Origin of the sequence: Massilia yuzhufengensis (genome assembly GCF_900112225.1) — a bacterium.
In the GTDB taxonomy this organism is placed as follows: Bacteria; Pseudomonadota; Gammaproteobacteria; order Burkholderiales; family Burkholderiaceae_D; genus Telluria; species Telluria yuzhufengensis.
The window spans coordinates 13,111-27,235 of sequence record NZ_FOLD01000021.1 but is presented as its reverse complement, the minus strand read 5'-3'; the positions used below and the strand labels follow the sequence as shown (position 1 = coordinate 27,235).

Sequence of the window (14,125 nt, the reverse complement as noted above, 5' to 3'; positions counted from 1 at the left end):
TGACAGGTCATTTCCCCGTCAGCTTCCTTTCGCGCCGCGCGCGCTCGTTGAAAATTTGATGACGTTTGTGGTCAGTCATTCTTTTCCACTCTCGTGCTTCGGGTTGGGTCCGCAGGCATCCGGTGCAGAAGCCGGTACGGCCATCGAACTTACATTGCTCGATGCATGGTGATTTGACAGCCATTGCTCACCTACTTCAGGTATGACCGGATGACGTCGACCAGTTCATCGATGCCCTTAGTGCGCTCCTCATCACTTTGAATAGCTGGGCTCGCTACATGCTCACGGATATGGTCTTCGATGACCTCGGCCATCAGCCCGTTCATGGCACCTCGAGCGCCTGCCAAGAGATGCAGAACGTCAGAGCAGCTGGTCTCGGTTTCCAGCGCTCGCTCCACGGCTTCGAGTTGGCCACGTATGCGGCGAACCCTATTGATTAGTTTTTCTTTTTGGCGGCTGGTATGGGCCATTGTTCCTCCTATGAGCTCAATCATAGCATAGGGGGGTAGGGTATGTGGGCGGGTCTGCTGTGCTTGGGGCATGCAGGCTAACAGCTTTGCTAGCCTGGGTCTTGTCGGTATTGAGGCTTATAGTTGGGAACGGACGCGAGGCTGGTGCTTCTCGCGAGTTCGAAAAGCGAAAGGCGCGACCGAACCCAACGGCCGGATAGTCGCCGTGATGAAGCTAGCCGGCCAAATTTACATTTTTCGTGGAGGTCGACTTAACTGACATGCGCGTCACTCAGATTTTTTCAATTTGGCGGTCGATGGCTTGAATCGCCCTTTCGCTTCGCTCGCTATACCGGTCAGTGAGATAGTCAACTCGACCACGCATGAGCAGCGTAATTTTGAACAGCTCTTCCATCACGTCGACAACACGGTCGTAGTAGCTCGAGGGACGCATACGTCCTTCTTCATCAAACTCCTTATAAGCCATCGGTACAGAAGATTGGTTAGGGATTGTGAACATTCGCATCCACCGTCCGAGCAGTCTGAGCGTATTGACCACGTTGAAGGACTGAGACCCACCGCAAACCTGCATGACTGCAAGCGTGCGACCTTGGCTGGGCCGCAACGCCCCTTGTTCTAGCGGAACCCAGTCGATTTGGTTCTTCATCACAGAGGTAACGGTGCCATGACGCTCGGGGCTACACCAAACCTGGCCCTCTGACCACAGGAAAAGGCCTCGCAACTCCACTACCTTGGGATGCGTCTCTGGAACGCTTCCGACCATCGGAAGTTCGGTTGGGTCGAAAATTCTCACGTCGGCGCCAAAATGCTCGAGAATTCGCGCAGCCTCGTAGGTAAGAAATCGACTGAACGAGCGTTCCCGGAGGGAACCATAGAGCATCAAAATTCGAGGCGGATGGGCTAGCTCGCCGACTGGCTCCAACTTGCTCACGCTTGGGACGTCCAATTGGCCGGGGCTAATGTTAGGTAATTCCGGAATTTTATCCATTGATACGATTCCCTTTTTCATCAATGACAACCTCGCCGTCTTCCTTGGAAAACGGTCCTTGTTGAGGCGCGTCTAAGATGTCCAGCACTACTTCAGAAGGACGGCAAAGTCTCACGCCGACCGGTGTCACTACAAACGGACGATTGATAAGAATAGGGTGTGCCAACATCGCGCCGATGAGCTCGTCATCCCCGACGTCCGTCTTGTCGAGGCCGAGTTCCAGGTACGGCGTCCCCTTCTGACGAATCGCGTCCCGAACGCTTAAGCCTGCATCCTTAATCAGACCGGTTAAGGTCGCGCGGTCCGGAGGCGTCTTCAGATACTCGATGACGGCTGGCTCAATGCCAGCGTTGCGGATGAGACCCAAGGTGTTGCGAGATGTCCCGCAAGCTGGGTTGTGATAAATGGTGACGGTCATGGGCTCTCCTAGCTCAAGCGAATTGCGAGGGCTGACAGGGTGACGAGAAGAATCGGGAGCGTCAGGGCAGCCCCGACGCGGAAGTAATATCCCCACGAGATTTTGATGTCCTTACTCGACAGGACATGCAACCAAAGCAGCGTTGCCAGGCTGCCAATTGGCGTGATTTTGGGTCCTAGGTCGCTGCCGATAACGTTGGCATAGACCATCGCCTCACGTACGGCACCCTGCGCAGAAGACGCGTCAATAGACAGGGCTCCTATCAAAACGGTGGGCATGTTGTTCATGATGGACGACAGAAGGGCCGTTAGAAATCCTGTGCCCAGCGTGGCTCCCCAGATACCGTAAGCTGCGAATTGGTTAAGAACCGAGGTAAGGTAGTCGGTCAGGCCGGCGTTGCGCAAGCCGTAGACAACGAGGTACATCCCAAGCGAGAAAATAACGACCTGCCATGGCGCGTCAGCAAGCACCTGGCGGGTCGCAATCTTGTGACCTTTTGCAGCCACAATGAAGAGAAGTAGCGCCCCAACTGCCGCTACTGCACTGATGGGTACACCGAGGCTCCCGAGCCAAAAAAAGCCTACAAGGAGGAGCACCAGAACCCACCAGCCAGTAATAAAGGTCGCTCGGTCATGAATTGCTTCCTCCGGACGCTTCAGCTGATGGAAATCATACGATGCCGGTATGTCACGGCCAAAACAGAGCAGAAGAGCAAGTAACGTAGCCAGGACAGAGACAATGTTTACAGGTGCCATAACGGCGGCATACCGAGCGAAACTAATATCGAAATAGTCGGCAGAGACGATGTTGACCAGGTTGGACACTACCAAGGGCAAGCTTGCTGTATCGGCGATGAAGCCGGCTGCCATCACGTACGCTAACGTCGCTTTCGCAGAGAATCGTAGCTCGCGAAGCATTGCAATGACGATAGGTGTGAGGATGAGTGCTGCACCATCATTAGCGAACAGTGCAGCCACTGCGGCTCCTAGGAGGACAAGTAGCACGAACAAACGTTTACCACTGCCTCCGCCCCATCTTGCGACATGAAGCGCTGCCCATTCGAAGAAGCCAGCCTTATCTAGCAGCAGGCTGATAATGATGACAGCTACAAACGTGCCGGTCGCGTTCCACACGATATTCCACACGACAGGAATATCGTTGACGCCAATGACGCCGGCAAGAAGGGCGGCCACCGCGCCAGCAGACGCACTCCATCCGATTCCGAGCCCACGTGGCTGCCAGATGACGAGGACTAGGGTTGCGAAAAAAATTAAAGATGCGATGAGCACAAATCTTCCTTGTTGATATGCAAGACCTACGCTGGACGCGGCCTGATGTACAGCCGCTTAGTGAGATTGAGCAGTAATCTCGCCGATTGGGTCGAGAGCCGCTTTCAGTTTTGCCTTATCGCGCATAAGTTCGTCCAGAGGCAAGGCTAGAAACGCTTCGATGCGCGCGCGAATAATGGCGTAGGTCTCCTCAAAGGCAGTCTCGATTTCCTCTTCAGTTCCGACCACATGGCTCGGGTCCTCGACACCCCAGTGAGTGCGTACGACTGGCCCGAGGTAAGCTGGACAGGTCTCTCCGGCTGCGCTACTGCAGACGGTGACGACAATGTCTGGCGTCACCGGAAGGCCATCCCACGACTTGCTGAAGTAGCCTTCAGTGGAGATTCCTTTACGGTGCAATAGCGCGACTGCACGCGGATGTAACTGTCCAGCAGGTTGACTGCCTGCGCTTATGGCGCTTAGGTCCTCGGGGGCGAGATGGTTGAACGTGGCCTCGCTCAGGACAGAGCGGCAGGAGTTACCAGTGCACAAAAAAAGTACGTTAACGGTCATTTGAAAATCCTAGAGTTAGATAGGCTGTTCGTCGAAGCATCGACTTCACGCTGGATACCGTTCTTCTCCAGCATGTGGATAGGAAGGCTTAGAAAGATGCTTACACGAGCCATTACTTTGTGAAAGGCCACTCGTCGCAGGTCTTCGTCCCCGCTAGAAGCCGCAGAGTCCTGCGAGCAGAATTGCCACTACGGACGAAAAGGACGTTGTAAATTCTCTCATTCATCTTCGACGCTGGTTGCTTAATTTCTTAACACTGAGTGCTGACGGCCAGGCTCGACGTATCACAGGGAATGCCGGCACAGCAGTTCTTAGTCAGGAAACCCACCAGGTCGCTTATGGCCTTGGTGTCGGCGGAGTAGATGATGAAGCGCCCATGTTGACGCGACGTGACTAGCCCGCTATGGCTTAGTTCCTTCAGATGGAATGAAAGCGACGACGGCGCGATATCGAGGTGTTCCGCTATTTTTGTTGCTGCCAGACCCTCAGGGCCGCACTGGATTAACAAGCGAAAGACTGCTAAGCGGCTTTCTTGTGCTAGTGCGGATAAGGCTAGCAATGCTTGCGGCGTATCCATGGTCACCCCCTTAAAACACTTCAATAGTTGTTGAATCATTGTACCGATATCGATACGATACTTCAAACAATATCGAAGTATTGTTACAAAGCTGTGACAGTACTGGACTCGGAAATGGCAATCAAGTCGTAACTTGGTCACCCAGGTGTGGACTAGGAGACCATTTCTTGCCTCGGCTAGGCTGAAGCGGCGCCGTCGGTCATCAAAAACTGTTCGCGGACGTGTCAGCGCTCCGTCATGAATATCGTCAAGAGGTGGCCTTGCGTTTTCCTGAAGGAGCTTGATGAATCAGACCATCACGAGTCTGTTCAGCACCGCTAGACCTGATAGCACAATGGAGTCCACAGCCGCTGAGATTGAGCGCCGAATCCACAGAGCCACAGTGCCAGCCCTCCAACGGTAAGCGTAATGGAATCCTGGAAAACATAATCAACCATCTCGAAGGTTACCGAGCATCCCAAAAATGACGAAGAAACAAGGCTGTAAACAAAACAATGCTCACTATGGTTCCGCCCACCAAGGTAAATGTACTGATGACCTTAACGATTCGTTCGCGCCCAGCTGGTGTCTCGATATATCGAAGCAATTTTTCCATGAAAGTCTAAAAGTAGTGAGGCCCTTTTAAGGCTGAGCCGCCTCCGTCAGCACGGTTTTAAAGCGCGGTCAAAGCTCCGGGAGGGGCCAGGCTAACGCCTCGGCTACTTTCGTGAATGTCCACTTGAGTTGCTCTTCGGTCCCGTACCGGCCGCCGGCGGCAACGGCGCGTTGGTAGTACTGCGAGATGATTTCGGTTTCAGAAAGGTGCGAGCGCTTTCCTGCTTTCGATTCGAGGCACTTGTTGACCATTGCAGAGACGAGCGTTGCACTGTACTGCCAGTCGTGACAACGTTCTTCCGGCGCGTTGCCTGGGCTGTAGAACTTCCCGTCTGGCGAAGAGGTCAACAGCAATTTCGGCTGATATCCGGAGACCGCACCATACGCCATACGGTGAGGATAGTCGGTCGGAACCTCGGCAAAGTTAGGCGTCTTAGGCATGGTCATGACAGGGAATGAAATAAAACCCAACGCCGGCACGTGGCTTAGACAGAGCGTATGAACGCCGCTTACGCGGCATGCTCGATGCCGGTAAACGCTTCGAGGAACAATACTTTTATGTTGGCGTGGGTCAGAGGGTAGCCAATTTGTCGAGATAGCAGCTCCTGGCGTATCCAGTGCTCGAGTTCGTCTGTCAGTTGCGGAAGCAAAATTTTCCAATGCGTCCGAAACGTCTGCAAGCGCACCAGCCCCTGCGCAATGAGCAAGCGTTGAATCCAGCAGTACATCAGTTCGCGCACGCCTTTCATCTCACCAGCGTAGAGCGCGTCGCTTTTGTACATTGCCAACACTTTTGCAAGAAAAATCAAGGTTTCGACGGGTAGCCGGTGAGGAAGCAATTCACTGTTTTCTACTCGCTGAATCAGGCGCATCCAGTGCTGCGTCGTGGCTAACGTTTGCGAAGCCGAGTTTTGGAGTGGCATGATGGATACCAGTGCTATAGAAATAGCAGTTAAAAAGAGAGCGGGTCGGCGAGGTGAGCTGACAAGCAAGACGCGAGATACGTCACGCAAACAGTGTAATACCAAACAGTGGAATTGCAAAGAGTGTCATGTCTCAGATTGTAGACGTATGCCGTGCAGTACCGGATGCTAAGTAAATGTCAAAAATTAACAGCAAAATGCCTTTGCGGACCCGTTTTGCCCGTAACCTTCGGGCTTGTCGAGTCCGTCAAGGTATCTCACAGGAGCAACTGGCGGCACTTGCAGGCTTCAGCAGGACCTTTGTTAGCGATGTGGAACGGGAGGTTAGGAACTGCTCAATTGACAACATTGAGCGCTTGGCAAAGGCGTTAAAATTAGATGTTTCCGTGCTCTTCAGGCCAGTTGCGGAAGACGCGGACCTGCCCGAGGTCTTACCTAAAGGCCCCCGTCGCAACCGAATCGCCGGTTAGCCCGCCTGTTCATGTGGAAATTGCATTCAGGGTTGACTGGCCGATGGGATACGCAGACCGAGAGCGTGCCACCGACCGCCGGAGTGCTGCATTCTGCCTAGCTAGCTGTTCTGGCCTCTAGTCGCTGCACTTACCTGAGCCTTAGCTCCGTCTCCGTAATTGCTAACGCACTGCTGGGGGTACCACGCCGCTGAGCACTTATCCCCTATAGATTGCGCTAACGATAGACTCCGTCCAAAGTTCCACCATTGTTGCAGGCAAGCAGGCAGCTCCAGCGCTTCTTGGTTGTCAGTAAAGCAGCTCAACTGTTCCTGGTTCTACAGCGGTCTGGATAGGGCATTGCTGGCGGTCATTGACTTCGCCGGCAGATGTAGCACCCTTCAGGCTACTAATAATTACCCGCTTGTGGCACAATGATTTATAAATGACAACATCTTCTTTAGGGAATCTGCCGGTCTGTTAAGAACTAGCCGCAATGCGATTGCGGATTCCTGACCGTCGCAAACCTTAATATCGACACTATCGAATACATGACTACGGCGCCAACTGAAGCTCCTCTCCAACAAGTCGCTTCGGACCTATTCCGAGACTTCAAAGGAGATGAAATCGGCGGCCGGCACGCCATCCGAGGGTTTAGTTTTCAGGTTTGGCATGCAGTTATGGAAGCGCTCCGGGCGCACCGCACCGGCAACGATTACGCAGTCGTGCTTGAGTGGCAGCAGGATGTCGCTGTTTTGGATTCGTCCGTGGCACCGACCGGCGTCCGCTTCGTGCAGCTCAAGAAGCATGAGGCGTCGACCCATTGGAAACTCAATCACCTTATAGCATCGCCTAAAGGCAAGGACGAGGATGCGCCGCCAGCGGCAGATGCATCTGACGCCGCCGAACCTGGCGCGACGGTGACGAAGCTAATCTCTGAACCAGTCACCACTGGGAAGGCTGCGAAGTCAAAGCCGCTTAAGAAGCCAAAACAGTCAATCCTTGCCAAGCTCTATGCCCACCGACGTCGTTTCCAGACGCTTGGGAAGTCGCGCCTCGAATTCTCGTCCGACGCTCAATTCGAGATGCCGGATGATACGGGAGCCAGCTCGCTGCAGAGTAGTGTTGAGTTAGCTACTGCCGACCTCTCAGTTCGACAGGCCATTGAGGCCAGACTGCGTGAGCAGTTAGGCCTCGACCCAGCCGAGGCAATCGACTTCTCTGATTTTGCACTCGTGGTTAGCGATTGCCCAGTCAATGAACCACACAAGTACCTGGCTGGTGAGCTCGCAGAGATGCAGCTGGAGTCAGAACTGAACCTTAGCGGTTCGGCTACCATTCTCGCGGTACTAATAATTGCTTCTTATGTGAACCTCAGAGCCGGCAGCACTCGACACGCTAAGAACTATTCCGAGTTGTTGGGCCGCGCGGTCACGCGAAGCGACATTGACCGCTATCTAGCGGCGGCCGACGAAGAAACGGTGTCCGCGCGCGAACTCGTAGAAGAAATAATAGAGCGGTTGAACATCGAAACGGCGCCGTTTACGCTGGTGAAAAACATGAAGAGACAAGTCGTGCGGGCATGTATGGAAATCACGAACCGTGCTGGTCCGGTGCCGGTCGTAACCGCGCACCTAAAAGCGCTATACGAAGCGAGGTCTGAGTACGACTCGCTACCTCGAGTGACCGATATCTTCTCCGCTTGGTTCGAGGACTTTCAGCAGCTGCAGTTAAGCGAAGCTCGCCCTTACAGCCGCGAGTACATTTACTGTCTAATGTCCATGATTACCCAAAATGCAAATCCCACAAAACAACTACCATCTGTTCCGGCTAGTCCGCAACCTGAGGACTCGCAATGAGGCAAACCGTCACCTATCACGAACTTTGGCTAGTATCCGAAAGGGACGAGAGCGCCCGAATCCTGAAGTTCAATCCGCGCAAGAACCTCCTGGCGGGAACGAATGAAACAGGTAAGTCACGCATCCTAAAGCACCTTGTTTGGGCGCTCGGCGGCGAGCCGTCAACACGCATTGCCGGGAATTGGGATGTCAACATCGCAGCCAGCGTAGTCCTTAGTATCGGGCAGAAGTGGTTCACATTTGTGCGAATGGGGCGCGACCAGCGTGCGGCCTTTAACGCTGAAGGAAAGCTTCTGCTGGCGACCGAAAGCGCACAAACATGGGCGAAATTTTTTGCTGACACGTTCGAGTTCCCGCTGAAGTTGCAGCGCCATCAGGAAGGCGCGTTCGCGTTGGCAGGGCCTGAGTACGCCCTGCTGCCGTTCTACATCGACCAAGAAGGTGGCTGGGGGCGAAAATGGGGGAACTTTCTCCGATTGTCCCAGTTTGCTCGATGGGAGCCGGTCGTCTTTGAGTCCTTCCTAGGCCTGCGACCGCAGCGGTACTTTGATGCTCAACTCACGCGGGACGAACTGGTCTTCAAGCTGCGCGAACTGCGACTGCAAGCGAAGGTGCAGGCGAGCGCGTACCAGCACGTCAAAGCGATGCTACCTGCGTCCGATGCCGCGATTGATGAAAGCGCGTTCGCCAGAGAGTTGCAGCAGGTCGCTAGTCAGGTTGAGGCCTTGGTTGATGACGAAAACCAAGTCCGCAACGATTTGTTCGCAATCGCTCAGGAACGGCAGGAACTGACTGGCCAACTGCAGCTTGCGGCCCGGGCAGAGAATGACTTGGTTGAAGACTTGGCGTACCTGTCCAAGTATCGCGATGACGAGCAGTTAAACTGCCCAACATGCGGTCAAACGCACGGCCTGTCCTTCCGCGCTAAAGTGGAACTTGCTTCAGATGCAAACGATGCCCATCAACTGTTTCTGAGCGTACGTACCCAGCTGGACAAGTTGAGTAAGCGCGAAGAAGGCTTGCGGGGCATGCTCGCCAGTGTCACCAAACAAATGGAAGCGCTGCGCGTTTCGATTGAAAGACGGCCGGGGCAGGGTGGTATTGCCGAAATCGTCGCCGCAAAAAGCCTGGCCACTATTGAAGATGCATATGGGCAGACACGCCAGCAACTGTCTGAGTCTATCGATGAACTTGATGAAAGCCGAAGCGAGCTCCAGGCCGAACTAGATGCGTTGACGGATGCTGAGCGGGTGAAAGAAGTACGAGCCTTTTACAAGGCCGCAGTAAAATCGTGTGCTGACCGTCTCGGCATCGACAAAGCGGAAATTGCTTCTGTCAAAATTGGAGCCCGGCCAGCGATGGGCGCCGGTAGCTCGGGCCCACGCGTCTACCTGGCTATGCACATGGCAATGCTGGAGACCAACGCGAAATATGGCAGCGGGCCGCAATTTCCCTTCATTGTCGACACGCCTCGTCAACAAGGCTTAGACGACCCCAATACGGGCCGGCTCCTCAGCGCGGTCTACAACCATGCTGTAGCCGAGCAAATCTTCATCGCGAATGAATCGGTGCCCGTTGATTGGACCCCACCGCAGGATTGTTCCGTTCAAACCTTCACAGAGAAGCGGAATTTCTTGCGCAAGGATGAGTACCGAGCCGGCGTTCAACAGTTAGCACCCTTTGTGGAAGCAATGCGTGAGTCTATCGCGGCCGACCGCGAACGGGCTGCCGAGATAGCTGCAGAGAGCGAACCGGCGGAAAACGGAAACGTGGACGACGCTGTCGACGCTGACGAGGATGAGGACGAGGAGTAAGAAATCCTTTGGAATGGGATGGTCCAATGCCCCCATCCCTCAGCACACCTCTACCTTGGCCCACGTCCGTGGACGCTGGTACCTGAATGGCGGCCGTGTAACTGCTACCAAGCGGCCGGAATACAGAAATCGTAGTTCTCGATTTGACTACATCCTGACCGTCCATCCGGCGCACACCTCATATTAGACGGTGCTGCTCTAGGGTCGGGCGCCCAGAGCGGTTACCTTGACTCTGGGCGAACGTTTTCCTTGGAACACCTCGCCAGAATCTAGGCCCCCGAAGACGAGTTCGCAATGCAGTTCATCATCAACTCGACTTAAGCAACCTACCTATCGCGCGGAGAGGTCAGTGACGTACTCGTTCGCAGCAGTTTGGATTTTGTCGCTGCGCACTCCGTTCGGATTGGCGCCGCGCCACCGATACTAGTTCATTGCACGCGACCGAATAAGCGTTTAGCTTGAGCGGTATGGCCCTTGCTATGGTTCGCCTCTGTAATTCTGGACAATACAGCTGGCGGACAAACGTGCTCCGGCATGCCTTCGCAGCCGCACATGGCGTTCTGTGATGAGTGGCAACGGCTATAGACATCCGACTTGTCGGTATCGCAAGGTCTACCACGGCTGGCTCTAACCGCGGAATTTTTACTAGACAACGGGTGAACATCCGGGCCCCTAGCAAGGGCGCCAATCTTCATATTCATAGGAGAGTCCCGTCCATTCGGCCGTATTAGAAAATACGGTGACGACTTGGCCGAATTTAAAGTCCTGGCTGACTTAGTTCGAGAGTTAGGTGTGCCGCAAAGAAGAAAAGCAGGCACGGTGACTTAGCGTAGCCGGGCAGGACAGCACCCACTTTGCCGACTCGGTGCTCTTCGGTTCCTTTGCTTTACTCTCGCAGACCGACCGAGATGCTGGCAGCTCAATAGCTGTTCCTGTCACCGTAGACCTCATCATTGCCCGTTGCAGTCGTGCCGCCACTGGCGATGATGAATTTTGCAGCAGGGGAGGAGCACCCAGCAGAGTCTTGGAGAGAGGCCGCCCCAGGAGCACAACCCAAGGATAAATTCGACATTATAAGAATAATGTCATATTTTCCTGCGATGGTTCAAGGTACCCTACATAATACGTTGTATTATTTCTTGAAGCGCGGGCACTTGGGAGGTGGTTATGGACGAAAAGCAATTACGCGAAGATATCGAGCACTTGAAAGCGATGGGCCTGAAGACGGCGGACCTTTATCGTGAAGCGTGCGTGATTATTTTTTTCCGGTATGGGAAGACTCCAACCGCAAACGGTTTGTATCAGCTCGTTAGGAAGGGCAGCATGTCTGCGCCGGCTGAAGCGCTTGCGAAATTCTGGCAGGACCTGCGAGCGAACAGTCGCGGGACCATCTCGCATCCGGATTTGCCTGAGGCACTGCAAGAAATTGCGGGGGAACTTGTGGCCGAGCTTTGGAGGCAAGCAAGGCAGCGCTCTGACGAAGCGGTGGAATTAATCAAAGCCGGCGCCGCAGCATCTGTTGAGCTTGCAGAGAATACTGCTAATTTGCTACGCGAGGCGAACGAGAAGCTGCAAGCTCAGCTTTCCGAATCAGCAGTTAACTTCCGCCATCTGAGTAAAGAGCTCGCTGACACAGAAAAGCGCCTGACGGTTGCGTCCTCCACCAACTTAGCGATGACGGAGGAAGTCCGCCGCCTGGGACTTCAGGCGGACGAGCACGAGAAACGAGTAAAGGAGACCCGACAAGAGTTTTCACGTGAGCTCCAACTTCAGCGCGATGAGAAAGAGCGCGAAGTGCAACGGCTGAACGAAGCGGAAAAGAGAGTTAACCTAGAGCTGGACCGAGGACGCGTTGCACTCAAGCGGGCAGAAAAGATAGCTGAAGGGGCTGCTGAAAATGAGCGTAAGACGGCTATCCTGTGTGAGCAACGTATATCTGAGCTGAGCGTCACAGTAGAGCTTTTGAAAAACCAGCTCAGCAGTGCCGTCAGCGCTACGCAACTCGCGACTGAGCAGCGCGAAGCACTTGTGAGGGATTTATCTGCCGCAGACATGCGCTTGGCCGAGCTACTAGGCAGAGGCCGCCAAACTCAACAGCCAACATCTCACTTGAGTTCAAAAGCCGGTAAACGGTCGAATACGGTCAAACGCAAAAGCCTAAGGAAGAACTGGCGCTGACCCACGACTTTTTCCGGCGAGTCAGCATCGAGCGCTTGCTAGAGGAAAAGGCACTCTAATCTTGCGGAAACGTTCTCCGTCGCGTTTCAAGACCGGACAAAATATTGGAACTAAAAACGTGACATATGTGCGGATAGTAGTTGGCAGCTAATTACTTCCGTAGATGTATATCAATTTAGTTCGGAGCGCTAGAGCTTCAGGCAGCTAACGTTCATGTTCGCAATTACGCATAATCTATATTATGTTAAATGTCTTGCTTGTTAAAGAGCCGGGCGCGGGAGGAATACCCTACGGCGAACTGAAAGTGTGCATTGAGACGAACTAGATGTGAGACCACCCGAACGCTGCGAACTAATTTTGAGACACCTACCGTGCGCAGCTTACCTCCTCAGTTCATTGCAGTACACCGACAGAATATCCCCCCTCCCAGCGACAGAATCTTGTGAATCCTTTGCATGTTTGGAAAGAGATCGCACTTGTTCACAGTATTCTGTCGCGGCTTTGAGGCTCGCGGCATCGTAATCACACCAAGCGGCGCGCAATCATCGCTAGTCATGTGTCCCTGGGTCAGACTACGGCGATTAGCTGGCGTTTCAGAAGATGGCAAAGATCTGCGCTCGGTTAGGACAATGCGCATCCCGGTGCTTCGAAGGCCAGGTTCTCTGTACGGGTTTTGACGCCACCGCTGCTTGAGGCCAGCCTTCGACTGCATCCTTGGGTCAAGGGGGTGCATTCCTCTACGGACCTTGCCAGGAATGGCGAACGAAAACGCAGTCATTCCCTGAGGGATTTCTTAGGTTCTGGTTGGGTGGGAATCATTCCGAAAAAGCAGTTCGGGCGCTTTCGGATTCGTATTTCGGGTGGGAAAAGTCAAAATGTTGACCTGGGCAACGTACTTTCGAATTAGCCAGTGAACTCCGACGCATTCAACGCTTCAGGTGAAACCGCTGCCGTTCTCGGCGGCCGCGGTTACATATATGGATATGTCTCGAGGATAATGCTTGAATTTTGGTAAAAACGAACTCGACATTACGTTAAATAATGTCGAGTTAAGCTAAGAAGCTGGATGAAGGGCGAAGTTTGACCTTATGCGGTGTTTGGTTGGTGAGCGTGGATGCGCTCGTGGTTTCCGGCGCGAGCACTCTGGTGGCCCATCACAGAGCGTCATGGTTAGATGGGCCATTCAGTTGTCAGGTTCGCCCATGTCTTACTTCTCCGTTTTGCGTACAGTGCTGGAGTCTACGTTTTGCCGCGCACGGGCGGTGGCGTCGTTTCGCTGCCGTTCCAACTCATTGTGTAGTCCGCCTGCCCTAGCGCTTTCGGCAGCGGCGCTGCGAACGGCGTCCTGCAGCTGTGCTCGAATTGACTGTAGCTCTTCCCTCTCTCGATCTCGCTCATTACCCAGCGTTAGCATTGCGCTTTGCAGAACTAAGCTGCTCGCGCAACTGCCCGATGTTCGCCTGAGCCGCGCTGTAGTCAGTACGTAGTCGGTTGGCCTCTGCCGCAGCTGCCTCTTGTTCCGATTCAAACCTCTTCTGAATTTGCGCTGACGCTGTTCGTCCCCTGTCAATTTCCAACAAGGCCCGCCTCTCCATGTCGGCGAATCGCTGCTCCGCCAGGCTCGTACGTTCCGCTAGCTTCTCCCTCTCGGCAAGATGTGCAGCGTTCTGCTGACCGGCCCGTGCCTGCGTGTCGCTGAACTGGCGCCGAAGATCCTCGAATCGCGCTTCCAGACCTGCATTTGTCGCGGCTGCAGCCGCGAGCTCTTGGCGCAACTGATCGAGGACGTGGCGTGTGCCGGCATGGAGCAGCCACAAGGATTGGACATCGGCGCCATGTGCACGGTACACCGCGGGTTGCGCAATGCGCCGGAGGGACAGTGCCGAGAGTTGCTTGACCAGCACATGAAAGCAATGTCGCCCGAGATGCGCCAGCGGCAAACGGAAATGATGCGCCAGCACTGCAATCGACAAACGGGGAAGTGCCGGCATCGGCATGAAGCGAGCCGGGAAAG

At 54.3% G+C, this 14,125-nt stretch carries 14 protein-coding genes; 4 read left to right on the top strand and 10 right to left on the bottom strand.

From position 1 onward, the window contains the following. Positions 1-7: 7 nt before the first annotated feature. The 9 genes from BM031_RS16700 to BM031_RS16660 all read right to left on the bottom strand — a co-directional run bounded on the left by BM031_RS16700 (position 8) and on the right by BM031_RS16660 (position 5,811). Complete coding sequence (locus BM031_RS16700) at positions 8-184, bottom strand: DUF1289 domain-containing protein (protein WP_091875703.1); 177 nt, start codon at positions 182-184, stop codon at positions 8-10. A gap of 7 nt (positions 185-191) precedes the next feature. Beyond that, a complete protein-coding gene (locus tag BM031_RS16695) occupies positions 192-470 on the bottom strand; it encodes a metal/formaldehyde-sensitive transcriptional repressor (RefSeq protein WP_091875702.1) in 279 nt (92 codons plus the stop codon). A gap of 271 nt (positions 471-741) precedes the next feature. Beyond that, positions 742-1,458, bottom strand: a complete 717-nt coding sequence (gene arsH, locus BM031_RS16690; protein ID WP_091875701.1) for an arsenical resistance protein ArsH — start codon at positions 1,456-1,458, stop codon at positions 742-744. Then, positions 1,451-1,876 carry an arsenate reductase (glutaredoxin) gene (arsC, locus tag BM031_RS16685; protein WP_091875700.1) on the bottom strand — a complete coding sequence of 142 codons (426 nt, stop codon included), beginning with the start codon at positions 1,874-1,876 and terminating at the stop codon, positions 1,451-1,453. The genes arsH and arsC overlap by 8 nt, the downstream gene beginning before the upstream one ends. A gap of 8 nt (positions 1,877-1,884) precedes the next feature. Next, positions 1,885-3,165 carry an arsenic transporter gene (locus BM031_RS16680; protein WP_091875699.1) on the bottom strand — a complete coding sequence of 427 codons (1,281 nt, stop codon included), beginning with the start codon at positions 3,163-3,165 and terminating at the stop codon, positions 1,885-1,887. Between the two features lie 57 nt (positions 3,166-3,222). After that, positions 3,223-3,717 (bottom strand): arsenate reductase ArsC, encoded by a 495-nt coding sequence (locus BM031_RS16675; RefSeq protein WP_091875698.1) that lies wholly within the window; start codon positions 3,715-3,717, stop codon positions 3,223-3,225. A gap of 250 nt (positions 3,718-3,967) precedes the next feature. Continuing rightward, positions 3,968-4,294, bottom strand: coding sequence for an ArsR/SmtB family transcription factor (locus tag BM031_RS16670; protein WP_091875752.1), 327 nt, complete (start codon positions 4,292-4,294; stop codon positions 3,968-3,970). Between the two features lie 663 nt (positions 4,295-4,957). Next, positions 4,958-5,335 carry a hypothetical protein gene (locus tag BM031_RS25165; RefSeq protein ID WP_143084622.1) on the bottom strand — a complete coding sequence of 126 codons (378 nt, stop codon included), beginning with the start codon at positions 5,333-5,335 and terminating at the stop codon, positions 4,958-4,960. A gap of 62 nt (positions 5,336-5,397) precedes the next feature. Beyond that, on the bottom strand, positions 5,398-5,811 hold the full coding sequence (locus BM031_RS16660; RefSeq protein ID WP_143084621.1) for a hypothetical protein: 414 nt from the start codon (positions 5,809-5,811) through the stop codon (positions 5,398-5,400). Between the two features lie 176 nt (positions 5,812-5,987). Between BM031_RS16660 and BM031_RS16655 the strand changes: the two genes are divergently transcribed. The 4 genes from BM031_RS16655 (at position 5,988) to BM031_RS16640 (ending at position 12,111) form a co-directional block, all read left to right on the top strand. Continuing rightward, positions 5,988-6,281: a helix-turn-helix domain-containing protein gene (locus BM031_RS16655; RefSeq protein WP_218147615.1), complete on the top strand. Its 294-nt coding sequence runs from the start codon at positions 5,988-5,990 to the stop codon at positions 6,279-6,281. Positions 6,282-6,811: 530 nt separating this feature from the next. After that, positions 6,812-8,119, top strand: a complete 1,308-nt coding sequence (locus BM031_RS16650) for a dsDNA nuclease domain-containing protein (RefSeq protein ID WP_091875694.1) — start codon at positions 6,812-6,814, stop codon at positions 8,117-8,119. Continuing rightward, positions 8,116-9,933: an ATP-binding protein gene (locus BM031_RS16645; RefSeq protein ID WP_091875693.1), complete on the top strand. Its 1,818-nt coding sequence runs from the start codon at positions 8,116-8,118 to the stop codon at positions 9,931-9,933. Before BM031_RS16650 ends, BM031_RS16645 begins: the two co-directional genes overlap by 4 nt. Before the next feature lie 1,167 nt (positions 9,934-11,100). Continuing rightward, positions 11,101-12,111, top strand: a complete 1,011-nt coding sequence (locus BM031_RS16640) for a DNA-binding protein (protein ID WP_091875692.1) — start codon at positions 11,101-11,103, stop codon at positions 12,109-12,111. A gap of 1,397 nt (positions 12,112-13,508) precedes the next feature. Here the strand turns inward: BM031_RS16640 and BM031_RS16635 are convergent. Further along, positions 13,509-14,108 carry a hypothetical protein gene (locus BM031_RS16635; RefSeq protein ID WP_177207791.1) on the bottom strand — a complete coding sequence of 200 codons (600 nt, stop codon included), beginning with the start codon at positions 14,106-14,108 and terminating at the stop codon, positions 13,509-13,511. Between the last annotated feature and the right edge of the window lie 17 nt (positions 14,109-14,125).

Coding starts and splice junctions, on each gene's coding strand:
- BM031_RS16700 (WP_091875703.1), bottom strand. CDS start 184: ATGGCTGTCAAATCACCATGCATCGAGCAATGTAAGTTCGATGGCCGT.
- BM031_RS16695 (WP_091875702.1), bottom strand. CDS start 470: ATGGCCCATACCAGCCGCCAAAAAGAAAAACTAATCAATAGGGTTCGC.
- arsH (WP_091875701.1), bottom strand. CDS start 1,458: ATGGATAAAATTCCGGAATTACCTAACATTAGCCCCGGCCAATTGGAC.
- arsC (WP_091875700.1), bottom strand. CDS start 1,876: ATGACCGTCACCATTTATCACAACCCAGCTTGCGGGACATCTCGCAAC.
- BM031_RS16675 (WP_091875698.1), bottom strand. CDS start 3,717: ATGACCGTTAACGTACTTTTTTTGTGCACTGGTAACTCCTGCCGCTCT.
- BM031_RS16670 (WP_091875752.1), bottom strand. CDS start 4,294: ATGGATACGCCGCAAGCATTGCTAGCCTTATCCGCACTAGCACAAGAA.
- BM031_RS25165 (WP_143084622.1), bottom strand. CDS start 5,335: ATGACCATGCCTAAGACGCCTAACTTTGCCGAGGTTCCGACCGACTAT.
- BM031_RS16660 (WP_143084621.1), bottom strand. CDS start 5,811: ATGCCACTCCAAAACTCGGCTTCGCAAACGTTAGCCACGACGCAGCAC.
- BM031_RS16655 (WP_218147615.1), top strand. CDS start 5,988: ATGTCAAAAATTAACAGCAAAATGCCTTTGCGGACCCGTTTTGCCCGT.
- BM031_RS16650 (WP_091875694.1), top strand. CDS start 6,812: ATGACTACGGCGCCAACTGAAGCTCCTCTCCAACAAGTCGCTTCGGAC.
- BM031_RS16645 (WP_091875693.1), top strand. CDS start 8,116: ATGAGGCAAACCGTCACCTATCACGAACTTTGGCTAGTATCCGAAAGG.
- BM031_RS16640 (WP_091875692.1), top strand. CDS start 11,101: ATGGACGAAAAGCAATTACGCGAAGATATCGAGCACTTGAAAGCGATG.
- BM031_RS16635 (WP_177207791.1), bottom strand. CDS start 14,108: ATGCCGATGCCGGCACTTCCCCGTTTGTCGATTGCAGTGCTGGCGCAT.